The sequence below is a fragment of the Streptomyces sp. NPDC093097 genome, from assembly GCF_044754325.1.
GTDB lineage: Bacteria > Actinomycetota > Actinomycetes > Streptomycetales > Streptomycetaceae > Streptomyces.
Map to the genome: position 1 here is coordinate 470,904 of NZ_JBIVOW010000002.1, position 12,936 is coordinate 483,839.

13 protein-coding genes are annotated in these 12,936 nt (G+C 73.0%); 6 read left to right on the top strand and 7 right to left on the bottom strand.

Features of this window, described 5'->3' with window-relative positions:
- Positions 1-140: 140 nt before the first annotated feature.
- Positions 141-623, bottom strand: a complete 483-nt coding sequence (locus ACIQE0_RS05020) for a CarD family transcriptional regulator (RefSeq protein WP_003953493.1) — start codon at positions 621-623, stop codon at positions 141-143.
- A 749-nt stretch (positions 624-1,372) separates the two neighbouring features.
- Here ACIQE0_RS05020 and ACIQE0_RS05025 point away from each other — a divergent pair.
- Positions 1,373-1,969: a DUF461 domain-containing protein gene (locus tag ACIQE0_RS05025; RefSeq protein WP_366332313.1), complete on the top strand. Its 597-nt coding sequence runs from the start codon at positions 1,373-1,375 to the stop codon at positions 1,967-1,969.
- Between the two features lie 93 nt (positions 1,970-2,062).
- Here ACIQE0_RS05025 and ACIQE0_RS05030 read toward each other — a convergent pair whose 3' ends face one another.
- On the bottom strand, positions 2,063-2,743 hold the full coding sequence (locus ACIQE0_RS05030) for a response regulator transcription factor (protein WP_366332312.1): 681 nt from the start codon (positions 2,741-2,743) through the stop codon (positions 2,063-2,065).
- A complete protein-coding gene (locus tag ACIQE0_RS05035) occupies positions 2,740-4,008 on the bottom strand; it encodes an ATP-binding protein (protein ID WP_366332311.1) in 1,269 nt (422 codons plus the stop codon). The genes ACIQE0_RS05030 and ACIQE0_RS05035 overlap by 4 nt, the downstream gene beginning before the upstream one ends.
- Positions 4,009-4,375: 367 nt before the next feature.
- Here ACIQE0_RS05035 and phoU point away from each other — a divergent pair, with 367 nt between their 5' ends.
- Both phoU and ACIQE0_RS05045 read left to right on the top strand, forming a co-directional pair.
- Positions 4,376-5,053 carry a phosphate signaling complex protein PhoU gene (gene phoU, locus ACIQE0_RS05040; RefSeq protein WP_366332310.1) on the top strand — a complete coding sequence of 226 codons (678 nt, stop codon included), beginning with the start codon at positions 4,376-4,378 and terminating at the stop codon, positions 5,051-5,053.
- A gap of 86 nt (positions 5,054-5,139) precedes the next feature.
- Positions 5,140-5,289 carry a hypothetical protein gene (locus ACIQE0_RS05045; RefSeq protein ID WP_366332309.1) on the top strand — a complete coding sequence of 50 codons (150 nt, stop codon included), beginning with the start codon at positions 5,140-5,142 and terminating at the stop codon, positions 5,287-5,289.
- Between the two features lie 129 nt (positions 5,290-5,418).
- On the opposite strand, the gene ACIQE0_RS05050 is transcribed toward ACIQE0_RS05045, so the two are convergent.
- Positions 5,419-6,180: a phosphoglyceromutase gene (locus tag ACIQE0_RS05050; RefSeq protein ID WP_366332308.1), complete on the bottom strand. Its 762-nt coding sequence runs from the start codon at positions 6,178-6,180 to the stop codon at positions 5,419-5,421.
- Between the two features lie 233 nt (positions 6,181-6,413).
- Here ACIQE0_RS05050 and ACIQE0_RS05055 point away from each other — a divergent pair, with 233 nt between their 5' ends.
- Positions 6,414-7,760: an MDR family MFS transporter gene (locus ACIQE0_RS05055; protein ID WP_402329136.1), complete on the top strand. Its 1,347-nt coding sequence runs from the start codon at positions 6,414-6,416 to the stop codon at positions 7,758-7,760.
- Positions 7,761-7,995: 235 nt separating this feature from the next.
- Positions 7,996-9,357 (top strand): alpha/beta hydrolase family protein, encoded by a 1,362-nt coding sequence (locus ACIQE0_RS05060; protein ID WP_402329138.1) that lies wholly within the window; start codon positions 7,996-7,998, stop codon positions 9,355-9,357.
- Here ACIQE0_RS05060 and ACIQE0_RS05065 read toward each other — a convergent pair.
- Both ACIQE0_RS05065 and mshA read right to left on the bottom strand, forming a co-directional pair.
- Positions 9,336-9,908, bottom strand: coding sequence for a YbjN domain-containing protein (locus ACIQE0_RS05065; protein WP_366332305.1), 573 nt, complete (start codon positions 9,906-9,908; stop codon positions 9,336-9,338). The genes ACIQE0_RS05060 and ACIQE0_RS05065 overlap by 22 nt on opposite strands.
- A complete protein-coding gene (gene mshA / locus ACIQE0_RS05070) occupies positions 9,901-11,283 on the bottom strand; it encodes a D-inositol-3-phosphate glycosyltransferase (protein WP_384100290.1) in 1,383 nt (460 codons plus the stop codon). Before mshA ends, ACIQE0_RS05065 begins: the two co-directional genes overlap by 8 nt.
- Before the next feature lie 193 nt (positions 11,284-11,476).
- Here mshA and ACIQE0_RS05075 point away from each other — a divergent pair, with 193 nt between their 5' ends.
- The gene (locus ACIQE0_RS05075) at positions 11,477-12,337 is read left to right on the top strand and encodes a class I SAM-dependent methyltransferase (protein ID WP_402329141.1); all 861 of its coding nucleotides are present in this window, start codon (positions 11,477-11,479) and stop codon (positions 12,335-12,337) included.
- Positions 12,338-12,419: 82 nt separating this feature from the next.
- Here the strand turns inward: ACIQE0_RS05075 and ACIQE0_RS05080 are convergent, their stop codons facing one another.
- Positions 12,420-12,920, bottom strand: a complete 501-nt coding sequence (locus tag ACIQE0_RS05080; RefSeq protein WP_402329142.1) for an NUDIX hydrolase — start codon at positions 12,918-12,920, stop codon at positions 12,420-12,422.
- Positions 12,921-12,936 lie beyond the last annotated feature (16 nt).

The following is a 12,936-nucleotide window of genomic DNA, read 5'->3' on the forward strand; positions in this document are numbered from 1 at the left end:
CGGCAACAGACCCTCCGCTTCGGGAGGCGGTCGTCACTCGGGCACCGCGGCATTGCTCGGTTGCTACTGCGTCGTTGCTGCTGCGCCGGCACACCGCTTGGGGCACCGTCACTGCGTCGTCGCAGTCGACGTGCGCGTCGTCAGGACGCGAGGACCTCGTCGAGCAGGGCCTCGGCCTTGTCTTCGTTGGTGTTCTCCGCGAGGGCCAGCTCGCTCACCAGAATCTGGCGGGCCTTGGCGAGCATCCTCTTCTCACCGGCGGAGAGTCCGCGCTCGCGCTCGCGCCGCCACAGGTCACGGACGACCTCGGCGACCTTGATCACATCGCCGGAAGCGAGCTTCTCAAGATTTGCCTTGTAGCGACGGGACCAGTTCGTCGGCTCTTCGGCATACGGTGCGCGCAGCACCTCGAAGACCCGGTCCAGCCCGTCCTGGCCGACCACGTCGCGTACGCCGACGAACTCCGCATTGTCCGCTGGCACACGAACAGTCAAGTCGCCCTGGGCGACCTTCAGCACCAAGTAGGTCTTGTCCACGCCTTTGATCTGGCGAGTTTCGATGGCCTCGATCAGCGCGGCCCCGTGATGGGGATAGACCACGGTGTCGCCAACCTTGAACGTCATGTGACAGGTACCCCTTCCGTGGCTATCCATGCTAACACGGGAGCGGGCCGTTCTGAATGGCGTTTTCGCAGGTCAGGGCATATCTCGGGGCTTGACAACAGCGGCCGGGACGTGCTGCGAGGGGGTTCGCGGCATAGGTATTCGCAGGTCGGAGGGGCTTCGAAGGCGCGAGGAAAGCCGCCCGTGGCGCACCGGAATGTCAAAGATCAATGGGCGATACGTCATGTTTTGCACCGATCCACCTGAGCGAGTTCCGCTACTCCGTTCGGATGCTTGGTGACGAGTCGGGCGTGATTCCCTGAATTGATCAACGACCACACGCGGGCTCGTGTGATCAATTTCGGGCGGCATGTGCATTCCTTGTGAATACCTCTTTTCACCGGGGAAACATCGCGGCCGCCCACTCGAACGGCCGGGTGCCGAATATGGCGCGCAGTTCTCCGGAGATCGACACCGAGATCGGGCCGAGATGGCCTTCCGGAAATCCTCTCGGGGGAGGCGTTCGGGGCCGCCGCCCGGGGGTGCCGGCGGGGGCGGACCGGGGCGGGCGGCGGGGGCGTGATCGCGTAGGGGGCGGGTCGGGTGCGGGAGCGCGAGGGCGGCTCGGTAACCTAGCGGCGCTGACCCACCCTTAGGGCGGCTTTACGTGCTCGTCGCCATGACGCGCACGCAGTGCCGCTCCCAGCCGTCCATCCGCGACCGGGCACGAACGTTCGGCCGCCGTAGTTCGTCAAGGAGATGCCGCCGCCGTGAGCCGCAGCCTTCGACGCGGCGTCCTCGCCGCCACCGTCCTCACGCTCTCGATCGCTTCCCTCTCCGCTTGCGCCGCCGGGAACGACGCCCAGACGTTGCAGGTCAAGCCGGACAGCGCCGAGACCAGCGTCGGTGACATCAAGGTGCAGAACGCCAATATCGTCACCCAGCCGCAAGCGAGCGCCAAGGGCCCGGCGGCGATCACCGCGACGGTGTTCAACTCCGGTGCCAAGGACCAGCAGCTGACCGGTATCACGATCGACAAGACCGGTCAGTCGGCCAAGCTGTCCGGCAAGGTCAACGTGCCGGCCGGCGGCTACGTCACGATCGGCGGCAAGGGCAACCCCAGCGCTGTCCTGGAGAGCGGCCGCGAGTCCGTCCAGGACGGCAACGTCCAGCCGCTGACCTTCAGCTTCAGCGCCGCCGGCAAGGTGACGCTGAGCGCCCTGGTCGTCCCGGCGAAGAACATCTTCGAGAGCTGGGGCCCGTCCGTGGCGCCGCAGCCGAGCACCTCCGCGTCCGGCAAGCCGGGCGAGTCGGCCACCCCGGGCAGCTCCGGCTCGCCCTCGGAGACGGCGCACGCCGGCCACTGATCAGCCGCACACTGCGCAAGGGGCGCTCCTCCCGGCCGGGAGGAGCGCCCCTTGTGGCTTGCATGCACCCGGTCACCGGTGCCGGGCGCCGGCCTACGGCTCGAACTTGTAGCCCAGGCCGCGGACCGTCACCAGATAGCGCGGGGCGCCCGGGTCGGGCTCGATCTTGGCGCGCAGCCGCTTGACGTGGACGTCGAGGGTCTTGGTGTCGCCCACGTAGTCGGCGCCCCAGACGCGGTCGATCAGCTGCATGCGGGTCAGCACCCGGCCGGCGTTGCGCAGCAGCATCTCCAGCAGGTCGAACTCCTTGAGCGGCAGGTCGACCTTGCCGCCGGAGACCGTGACGACGTGGCGGTCCACGTCCATCCGGACCGGGCCGGCCTCCAGGGCCTGCGGGGCGGCCTCCTCCGGCTCGCCGCGGCGCCGCAGCACCGCGCGGATCCGGGCGACCAGTTCGCGGGAGGAGAAGGGCTTGGTGACGTAGTCGTCGGCCCCTATTTCGAGACCGACGACCTTGTCGATCTCACTGTCCTTGGCGGTCACCATGATGACCGGGACGTTGGAGCGGCCGCGCAGCTGGCGGCAGACCTCGGTGCCGGGCAGGCCCGGCAGCATCAGGTCCAGCAGGACGAGGTCGGCGCCGTTGCGCTCGAACTCGTCCAGGCCGTCGGGGCCGGTGGCCGCCACGGCGACCTCGAAGCCCTCCTTGCGAAGCATGTACGACAGTGCGTCGCTGAACGATTCCTCGTCCTCGACGACGAGCACTCGAGTCACGGAAGGACCTCCGGGGCTGGGTGAGCAGGGAGCGGATCGTTGAAGGTCTCGTACGGGCGGTCCTCGTCGTCGAGGCCCTCCGCGGTGAGGTCCGAGGGCCGCTCGCGGTCGCGTACGGCCCCCGCTTCCGGGAGACGCAGGGTGAAGGTGGAGCCCTGTCCCTCAGCGCTCCACACCGTGACCTCCCCGCCGTGCGAGGCGGCCACGTGTTTGACGATGGCGAGGCCGAGACCGGTCCCGCCGGTGGCGCGCGAGCGCGCCGGGTCCACGCGATAGAACCGTTCGAAGATGCGGTCCCGGTCCTTTTCGGAGATCCCGATGCCCTGGTCGGTCACCGCGATCTCGATCGAATCGCCCCCGGGCGAGGACACCCGGCGGCCGGCGATCCCGACGCGGGTGCGCGCCGGGGAGTAGTTGACGGCGTTCTCGACGAGGTTGCCCAGGGCGGCGGCGAGCTGGCCGCGGCTGCCCCAGACATGCAGGTCGGCGGTGCCTCCGGCGGCGATGGTGATCTGCTTGGTGCCGGCCTGCTGGCGGCAGCGGTCGACCGCCTCGGCGACCAGCTCGTCGACCAGGACGGGCTCGGAGTCCTCCAGCGGGTCGTCGTTCTGCACCCGGGAGAGGTCGATGAGCTCCTGGACGAGGTTGGTCAGGCGGGTGGCCTCGTTCTGCATCCGGCCGGCGAAGCGGGTGACCGCCTCGGGGTCGTCGCTGGCGTCCATCACGGCCTCGGAGAGGAGCGAGAGGGCGCCGACCGGCGTCTTGAGCTCATGGCTGACGTTGGCCACGAAGTCGCGGCGGACCGCCTCGATGCGGCGGGCCTCGGTGAGGTCCTCGACCAGGAGCAGCACCAGCCGGGAGCCGAGCGGGGCGACCCGGGCGGAGACCGCGAGGGCGTCCCCGCGGCCGGTGCCGCGGCGCGGCAGATCCAGCTCGACCTGGCGTATCTCCCCGTCCCGGCGGGTGTCCCGCGCCATCTGGAGCATCGGCTCCACCGCGAGCCGGCCGCCGCGCACCAGCCCGAGGGCGTACGCCGCCGAGCTGGCCTTGACCACCGTGTCGGCCTCGTCGAGGACGACGGCGGAGGAGCGCAGCACCGACAGGACGGTGTCGACACCGGGCGGCAGGACCGCCTCGGTGTGCAGGGACGTGCGGGTGGGCTTGGCCTGATCCCGCTCGCTCCAGCGGAACGCCAGCATGGCGAAGACGCCGGTGCAGAGCCCGGCGATCGCTGCCATCGCGGCGACCGCCGCGTCCACGTTCATGAATCCAGAGTATGTGCCGCCTCCGACACTCCCCCAGCGCCCGGAGCCGCTGCTCGGACACCCTTCGCCCAGAGTTCACCGTGGCGTCGCGGACGGTTCACTCACCGCGACGGCGGGACCGGGCCGGGACGCTCGCGGCCCCGGCGGCGACTCCCAGAGTTCACCTCCACGTCGGTGGTGGTTCATCCCGGGTGGGACCGGAGGTCGCGATCCGGCCGCACATTGACGGTGCGGGCACCTGCCGGCGGACGGTCCGTGGGAGCGTGGGCGCAACGGCCACCCCCCATGCATCACCGCGCAACGCCACCGGGAATCCCCCGGGGGCACTTCGGACCCCCAACATCCTCGAAGCGAGAGAAGGTCACTGATGCGGGACGCGTACCACGAGGAGCTGGACTCGATCAGCGAGGGCCTGGTCGAGATGGCCCGGCTCGTCGGCTCCGCGATCGGGCGCGCCACCACGGCGATACTCGACGCGGACCTGAAGCTGGCCGAGAACGTCATCGCCGCGGACGAGAAGGTCGACGACCTCCAGCGTGATCTGGAGGCCCGGGCCATCGCCCTGCTGGCCCGCCAGCAGCCGGTCGCCACCGATCTGCGGATCGTCGTCACCTCCCTGCGGATGAGCGCCGACCTGGAGCGCTCCGGCGACCTGGCGCAGCACGTCGCCAAGCTGGCCCGGCTGCGGTTCCCGGAGCGGGCGGTGCCGCGCGATCTGCACGCCACCATCCTGGAGATGGGGCAGCTGGCCCAGCGCCTGATGGCCAAGGCCGGCGAGGTCATCATCACCAAGGACGTCGACCTCGCGCTCCAGTTGGAGCAGGACGACGACGCGATGGACCTGCTCCACCGCACCCTCTTCCAGCACCTGATGGACGACCGCTGGAAGCACGGCATCGAGACGGCCGTGGACGTGACCCTGCTGGGCCGCTACTACGAGCGCTTCGCGGACCACGCGGTCTCCGTGGCCAAGCGCGTGGTCTACCTCGTGACCGGCGAGCACGCCGACGAGATCGCCCCCTCGACGGCGGTGGAGGGCGCGTAACGTGCGCCCACGCGCCGTTGACGCGCCTGTGCACCGGGGCATGCAATAAGCACCAGGTCACCTCTAGGAGGCGAAGGATGGCACTCATGGCGGACTCCCCGAACCCCGCGTCCCAGGACGAGTCGACGGCCGTCGACCGGCCGCTGCTCCCGCTCCTCGGTGCCTGCGGCTGCGGCTCCGGGTGCGGCTGCGGCTGCCAGTCCGGCGGCCCGTGCCAGTGCGGCGGCAACTGCTGAGGGCCCGCGCCCACGGCGGTACGGCAACGGCGCGGTGACCGCGCGGCCCCGGCCCGCCGACGGCCCCGGAGCGCGAACACGCCCCCTACCGGCGGAGAAACCGCTGGTAGGGGGCGTGCGCATGCGGGCTTACTTCTTCTTGCCCTGGTTCTTGACGGCCTCGATGGCGGCCTTGGCGGCCTCCGGGTCGAGGTAGGTGCCACCGGGGTTGAGGGGGCGGAAGTCGGCGTCGAGCTCGTAGGAGAGCGGGATGCCGGTGGGGATGTTCAGGCCGGCGATGTCGGCGTCCGAGATCCCGTCCAGGTGCTTGACCAGGGCGCGGAGGCTGTTGCCGTGCGCGGCGACCAGGACGGTGCGGCCGGCGATGAGGTCCGGGACGATGCCGTCGTACCAGTACGGCAGCATCCGGAGGACGACGTCCTTGAGGCACTCGGTCTTCGGGCGGAGCTCCGGCGGGATGGACGCGTAGCGCGGGTCGCCGCTCTGGGAGAACTCGCTGCCGTCCTCCAGCGCGGGCGGCGGGGTGTCGTAGGAGCGGCGCCAGAGCATGAACTGCTCCTCGCCGAACTCGGCCAGGGTCTGCGCCTTGTCCTTGCCCTGGAGCGCGCCGTAGTGACGCTCGTTCAGGCGCCAGCTGCGGTGGACCGGGATCCAGTGGCGGTCGGCGGCCTCCAGGGCCAGCTGCGCGGTGCGGATGGCGCGCTTCTGGAGGGAGGTGTGCAGGACGTCGGGGAGCAGGCCGGCCTCCTTGAGCAGCTCTCCGCCGCGGACCGCCTCCTTCTCGCCCTTCTCGTTGAGGTTGACGTCCACCCAGCCGGTGAACAGGTTCTTCGCGTTCCACTCGCTCTCGCCGTGGCGGAGCAGGATCAGCTTGTACGGTGCGGTGGCCATGCCGTCGAGCGTAATCGACGCCGGATCGCGGGCCGTCGCGCGGCTGTCACCTGCACAGACCCGGGGTGCGGTGGGGTGGTGACGTTTGACGCTTCCGGTCAATCGGGTGGCGGTCCGACCCTCCGGTTTGTAGTTTGCGCAGGTCGCCTTCACCGCTTACAGGTGTCGTCGGTGCGCGTCCATGGGGCGCGGTCCGGTGCGGTCCGGTTCGGTATCCAGGGGGGATCCTTGTCATGTCTGCGTCCGTAGAGGGCTTCGGGGGCCGGGGGTGGTCGCGGCTCCGGCGGGCCGCGGTGGAGAGCGTCTCCGGTCTGCCCCGGCAGTTCTGGTGGCTGTGGACCAGCACGTTGATCAATCGGCTGGGGGCGTTCGTCGCCACGTTCCTGGCCCTCTATCTGACCGTCGAGCGCGGCTACTCGGCCTCGTACGCCGGGTTCGTCGGCGCGCTGTACGGGCTCGGCGGGGTGGTCTCGTCGCTGGGCGCGGGGGTGCTCACCGACCGGCTCGGGCGGCGGCCGACGATGCTGGTGGCGCAGGTGTGCACGGCGGTGTCCGTGGCGCTGCTGGGGTTCATGACCGATCCGGTGGCCATCGCCGTGGTGGCCTGCCTGGTCGGGATGGCCTCCAGCGCCTCGCGGCCCGCGGTGCAGGCGATGATGGCCGACATCGTCGCCCCCAAGGACCGCATCCGCGCCTTCTCCCTGAACTACTGGGCGATCAACCTCGGCTTCGCAATCTCCTCCAGCGTCGCCGGGCTGATCGCCGAACACGGCTATCTGGCCCTCTTCCTGGGCGAGGCGACGCTGGTGCTGGCGTGTGCGCTGGTGGTGTTCTTCACCCTGCCCGAGTCGCGCCCGTCGGCCGGCGGGGCCGCGGACGCACCGGACGAGGCGGCGGGCGCGGAGCGGATCTCGATGCTGACGGTGCTGCGCGACGGGCGCTTCATGACCGTCGTCGGGCTGAACCTGCTGCTGGCGCTGATCTTCCAGCAGGCGTATGTGTCGATGCCGGTGTCGATGGGGCTGGCGGGCTTCTCCAGCGCGGACTTCGGGCTGGTCATCGCCGTCAACGGGGCGTTGATCGTGCTGCTCCAGATCCCGGTCACCCGCTTCATCGAGCACCGCAGCCCGGCCCTGCTGCTGATCGGCTCGGCGCTGCTCGCCGGCTACGGCTTCGGGCTGACGGCGCTGGCCGGGTCGGTCGCCCTGTACGCGGTGACGGTCGCGGTCTGGACGCTCGGCGAGGTCATCAACTCGCCCACGCAGATGGGCCTGGTGGTCCGCCTGTCCCCGCGGCACGGCCGCGGCCGCTACCAGGGGATGTACTCGCTGTCCTGGTCCGTCGCCTCGCTGACCGCCCCGCTGCTGGGCGGCACGGTCATCGACCACTTCGGCCCCGGGGTGCTCTGGGCCGGCTGCGCGGTCGTCGGGACGGTGGCCGCGGCCGGGTACGCGCTGCTGCTGCGCAACCTGCCGGGGCGGGCGGAGACCGGGCCGGAGCGATCCGGTGCCCCGGCGGCCGAAGGACGCGCCGGGGCCGGGGCCGAGACCGGGCGGGGCGAAGTCCCGTCCTCGTCCTAGGGCCTGTCCTCACTCCCCCGTCGTCTGTCCGAAGGGCGGGCCCGTGACGGCAGGTCCTGGGGCCTTCGTGCGGGTCGGCGTGGGGCGCGCCGGGTCTTCGTGGTGGCCACACCCCCAAGACGGGTGAGCGCACGGTCGATCGGGCCGGTCGGAACGGGGACTGTTGCCGGTACGGGCGGCGAACGCGCGTCAGGCGCGGGCCGTGCCCTCGGGAACCGGCGGACGAGGAGAGGCGATGGGCAACACGGCACGAGCGGGGTCCCCCCGCGGCGTTCGGGCGTGGTGGCGGGTGGCGGGCATCGGGGCGGTGGCGGTGCTCGCGGTGCGGGTCGCGGTGGGCATCGGGGACGGGACGGAGGGAGCGGCGAACGGGACGGCGGCCGGGGGCGCGAACGGGGGCGCGGCGCCGCGGACCATGGCGCTCGCCACCGCGCCCGCGCTCGTGCTCCCCGCACCCACCGGCCGGCATCCGGTCGGCACCGTCTCGCTGCATCTGACGGACGACCGGCGACCCGACCCCTGGGTCGCCGGCCGGCCGCACCGGGAGCTGATGGCGAGCGTCCGCTACCCCGCCACCCGGGACGCCGCGCGGTTCCCGCGGGCGCCGCAGCTGACCGCGGCCGAGGCCGCCGCGTTCGACCGGCTGGGCAGCCTCGCGGACCGCGTCCCCGCGGGCAGGGTCGCCTGGGGCGCCACCCTCACCCACGCGCACCAGGGCGCCCCGGTGGCCCGCCCGCACGGACGCCGGCTGCCGGTGGTCCTCTACTCCCCCGGTACCGGCGACCCTCGCGCGTTCGGCAGCACGCTCTGCGACGAACTCGCCTCCCGCGGCTACGCGGTGGTGACCCTGGACCACACCTACGAGGCCCCCGCCGTGCAGTTCCCGGACGGCCGGGTGGCGCGCAGCGTGCTGCGGGAGGAGTTGGTGAAGGCCCAACGGGCGGGCCGGATCACCGCGTTGCTGGAGAAGGTCAGCGCGGTGCGGGTGGCCGACGCCCGGTTCGTCCTCGGTCAACTGGCGCGCGGCGGGCCCCAGTCGCCGCTGCCGGTGGGCCTGCGCGGGGCGCTGGACCTGGCCGCCGTGGGGATGTTCGGGCAGTCCGCCGGCGGGTTCACCGCCGCGCAGGCACTGCACGACGACCCGCGGGTCAGGGCGGCGGTGGACATGGACGGGGTGCTGGGCTACACCCAGCGCGACGACGACCCGTCCCACCCGTCCACCGTGGGGCGGGACGGGGTGGGCCGGCCGCTGATGCTGATGGGCGGGACCGGGGACGACCACCACACGGTCGCCTCCTGGGACGCGACCTGGCGGCACAGCGCGGCGCGCGGCACCTGGCTGCGGGACCTGACGCTGCGCGGCGGCCGGCACGCCACCTACACCGACGCGGAGGCGCTGCTCCCGCAGGCCGCCCGGCGGGCGGGGCTGTCCCCGGCGGCCCTGGCGGAGCTGGTCGGGACCGTGGCCCCCCGGCGTGCGGTGGCCGCCGAACGGGCCTATGTCACCGCCTTCTTCGACCGGTGGCTGCGCGGCCGGGACGGCCGTCTGCTGGACGGTCCGTCGGGGCGCTTCCCTCAGGTGCGCTTCGTGCCGTGACCGGTCGGCGGCTCCGGCTGCTCCGCCGCGTCGCCGCGCGTCAGCCGCTCGAACGCCGCCAGATTGCGGGTGGACTCCCCGCGCGCCGTCCGCCAGGCGTACTCCTTGCGGATCGCCGAGGCGAAGCCCATCTCCAGCAGGGTGTTGAAGCTGCCGTCGGCGTTCTCCAGGACGGTGCCGAGGATCCGATCCAGCTCGTCGGGGGTGACGGCGACCAGCGGGAGCTTGCCGACGAGGTAGATGTCGCCGAGGGCGTCGAGGGCGTAACCGACGCCGTAGAGGCGGGTGTTGCGTTCGAGGAGCCAGCGGTGGACCGCCTCGTGGTTCTCGTCCGGCCGGCGGACGACGAAGGCGTTGATGGAGAGCGAGTGGCGGCCCACGATCAGCGAGCAGGTCGTGGAGAGCTTGCGGGTGCCGGGCAGTGTGACGACGTAGTTGCCCTCGGCCGGCGACTCCCACTCAAGGCCGGCGTCCTTGAGGGTGCGCTCGATCACCGCACCGGCGCCGGCCGCCTGCTGCTCGCCCCCGGAGGGCTGCCGTTCCTCACCCATGCAGTGATCGTAGGTGACGGCGGCGCTCCTGCATCGCGGCGGTGTAGACGTCGGCGGTCGCGGCGGCGGCGGTGTCCCAGCCGAAGGACTGGGCGTGCCGGGCCGCGGCGGTGCCCATGGTGGCAGCCAGCGCCCCGTCGTCGACGAAGCGGCGCAGCGTACGGGCGTAGTCGGCCGGGTCGTGGCCGGCGACCAGGAAGCCGCTGACGCCGTCCCGCACGGCCACCGGCAGCCCGCCGACGGCGGCGGCCACGACCGGGGTGCCGCACGCCTGGGCCTCGATCGCCACCAGCCCGAACGACTCGCTGTACGAGGGCATGACCAGCACCGACGCGGCGCGGTACCAGTCGGCGAGCTGCTCCTGGCCGACCGGCGGGCGGAACCGCACCAGATCGGCGATGCCCAGCCGGGCCGCGAGCTTCTGGAGGCCCTCGGGCCTGGCCAGGCCGCTGCCGCTGGGGCCGCCGACCACCGGGACCAGCAGGCGGGAGCGGAGCGAGGGGTCCGTCTCGACCAGTGCGGCGGCGGCGCGCAGCAGGATGTCCGGGGCCTTCAGCGGCTGGATGCGGCCGGCGAAGAGCGGGATGACCGCGTCCTGCGGCAGCCCGAGGCGGGCCCGGGCGGCGGCCCGGCTCGCGGCGACGTCACCGGCGCCCTCGTCGGTCTGCGGCCGGAACCGGTCGAGGTTGACGCCGGGGTGAACCACCGCGATCTTGTCGGGATCGGCGTCGTAGTGCCGGGCCAGCTCCTCCGCCTCGTCGGCGGTGTTGGCTATCAGGCGGTCGGCGGCCTCGACGATCTGGGTCTCGCCGATGACCCGGGCGGCCGGCTCGGGGGCGTCGCCGGCGGCCAGCGCGGCGTTCTTGACCTTGGCCATGGTGTGCATGGCGTGCACGAGGGGGACCCGCCAGCGGTCCGCGGCGAGCCAGCCGACGTGGCCGGAGAGCCAGTAGTGGGAGTGGACCAGGTCGTAGTAGCCGGGGCGGTGGCCCGCCCATGCCTGCATCACGCCGTGGGTGAAGGCGCACAGCTGGGCCGGCAGCTCCTGCTTGGCCAGCCCCTCGTACGGGCCGGCGGCCACATGCCGCACCAGGACGCCGGGGGCCAGCTCGACGGCGGGCGGGAGGGCGGCGGAGGTGGCGCGGGTGAAGATCTCCACCTCGATACCGGCCGCGGCGAGCTTCTTGGCCAGCTCGACGATGTAGACGTTCATCCCGCCGGCGTCGCCGGTGCCGGGCTGGTGGAGCGGTGAGGTGTGCACACTGAGCATCGCCACCCGGCGGGGGCGCCGGGCCCCTCCGGGCAGCCGCAAGCGCGACGGGCCCGCGAACTGGCCATGGGGCCGGCTGCGGAGCCTGGACACGTAGTGGCTCAACTCGAGCTACCTCCTCGGCGAGGCGGGCGCTCGCCTCCGCCCCCCTGCAACAACGCCGGACCCCGATGCATTTCCGTACGGTCCGCCGCCTTCGAACTTTCTTCGTACTTTGCCAAAGCGTGACGCGGGCACCGGAACCCGACCCCCCGGTCGCGCGGCCGGCCGTCCCGCCGCGACCCCCTACCCTCGATGCATGGCCCGCCGCTCCTCCGTTTCCGCCCCCCGCACCGCCGCCGTCCCGGCACCCGCGCCCTCCCGGCCGGTCGGAAACGCCACCCGCGGCACCACCAACCCCAACCGGCTGCGCCGCATGGACCGCTGGATCGCCGCCGAGCACGGCGCGGAACTGCGCCGCAGCGCCGACCCGGTCGCCGTCGACCTCGGGTACGGCGCCGCCCCGTGGACGGCGCTGGAGCTGCTCACCAGGCTGCGCACCGCGCGGCCGGACGCCCGCGTCGTCGGCATCGAGATCGACCCGGCCCGGGTCGCCGCCGCCCTCCCCTATGCCCGCGCCGGGCTGGACTTCGTCCACGGCGGCTTCGAGGTGCCGCTGCCCGGCCCGCCCGGTCGCGCCCCGGTCCTCATCCGGGCCGCCAACGTGCTGCGCCAGTACGACGAGGACGAGGTCGCGGCCGTCTGGGCGCGGCTGTGCGCCCGCCTGGCGCCCGGCGGGCTGCTGGTCGAGGGCACCTGCGACGAGATCGGGCGGCGGCACGTCTGGGTCGCGCTGGGCCCCGAGGGCCCCCGCACGGTCACCTTCGCGACCCGGCTCGGCTCCCTCGACACCCCCTCCGACCTGGCCGAACGCCTTCCCAAGGCGCTGATCCACCGCAATGTGCCGGGCGAGCCGGTGCACGCCTTCCTGCGCGACTTCGACCGCGCCTGGGCGAGCGCCGCCCCGCTCGGTGCGCTGGGCGCCCGGCAGCGGTGGCGCGCCGCCGTCGCCTCCCTGGCGGCGGACTGGCCCCTGGCCGGGGACCCGCGCCGGCGGCGCCAGGGCGAGGTCACGGTGCGGTGGGAGGCGCTGGCCCCGCGCGGGGGCGGGCCGGCGTAGGGCGGGTCGCCATACCGGCACCTGCCGTGCGGCGCCTGGCACGCCCCGGGCCCGTTCCGGAACGGAGGGTTCCGCCGGCCGGTCAGCCGTTCCCGCCCGGTCCCTCCCCCGTGTCCCCGGCCCTCTCGGGCAGCGTGGCCAGCAGGGCCGCCACCAGGTCCTTGTCGCGATCCTGGGTGAGCACCTCGCGGGCCACGTCCGGTGACACCCACAGGAGGCGGTCCACCTCCTTGTTGGGGACGAATCCGCCGCCGGTGGCCTCGGCCGCCCAGTAGCGGACCTCCTTGGGGCGGGCGCCGACCCGGTAGCGGACGGTGGGCAGCTCCGGGCCCGGCGCGCAGGTCATGCCGGTCTCCTCCAGCACCTCGCGCAGCGCGCCCGCCCGCGCGTCCTCCCGCGGCTTCACCTTGCCCTTGGGATGGGACCAGTCGTCCCACTTCGGCCGGTGGACCAGGGCCAGTTCGATCCCCTCGCCCGCCGGCGCGCGGCGCCACAGCACGCAGCCCGCCGCCCGCACCGGCCTGGTCGCCGGTGCCCGGTCCCCGCTCGCCCCGCCGCCCTCGCGGCCCGCCGTCCTGCCCATCGCGCCCCCTCCTGTC

What these genes read in the sequence shown, in the direction of transcription:
- ACIQE0_RS05020 (WP_003953493.1), bottom strand. Translation starts at nt 623, where the DNA reads ATGACGTTCAAGGTTGGCGACACCGTGGTCTATCCCCATCACGGGGCC.
- ACIQE0_RS05035 (WP_366332311.1), bottom strand. Translation starts at nt 4,008, where the DNA reads ATGAACGTGGACGCGGCGGTCGCCGCGATGGCAGCGATCGCCGGGCTC.
- phoU (WP_366332310.1), top strand. Translation starts at nt 4,376, where the DNA reads ATGCGGGACGCGTACCACGAGGAGCTGGACTCGATCAGCGAGGGCCTG.
- ACIQE0_RS05045 (WP_366332309.1), top strand. Translation starts at nt 5,140, where the DNA reads ATGGCGGACTCCCCGAACCCCGCGTCCCAGGACGAGTCGACGGCCGTC.
- ACIQE0_RS05050 (WP_366332308.1), bottom strand. Translation starts at nt 6,180, where the DNA reads ATGGCCACCGCACCGTACAAGCTGATCCTGCTCCGCCACGGCGAGAGC.
- ACIQE0_RS05055 (WP_402329136.1), top strand. Translation starts at nt 6,414, where the DNA reads ATGTCTGCGTCCGTAGAGGGCTTCGGGGGCCGGGGGTGGTCGCGGCTC.
- ACIQE0_RS05060 (WP_402329138.1), top strand. Translation starts at nt 7,996, where the DNA reads ATGGGCAACACGGCACGAGCGGGGTCCCCCCGCGGCGTTCGGGCGTGG.
- ACIQE0_RS05065 (WP_366332305.1), bottom strand. Translation starts at nt 9,908, where the DNA reads ATGGGTGAGGAACGGCAGCCCTCCGGGGGCGAGCAGCAGGCGGCCGGC.
- ACIQE0_RS05075 (WP_402329141.1), top strand. Translation starts at nt 11,477, where the DNA reads ATGGCCCGCCGCTCCTCCGTTTCCGCCCCCCGCACCGCCGCCGTCCCG.
- ACIQE0_RS05080 (WP_402329142.1), bottom strand. Translation starts at nt 12,920, where the DNA reads ATGGGCAGGACGGCGGGCCGCGAGGGCGGCGGGGCGAGCGGGGACCGG.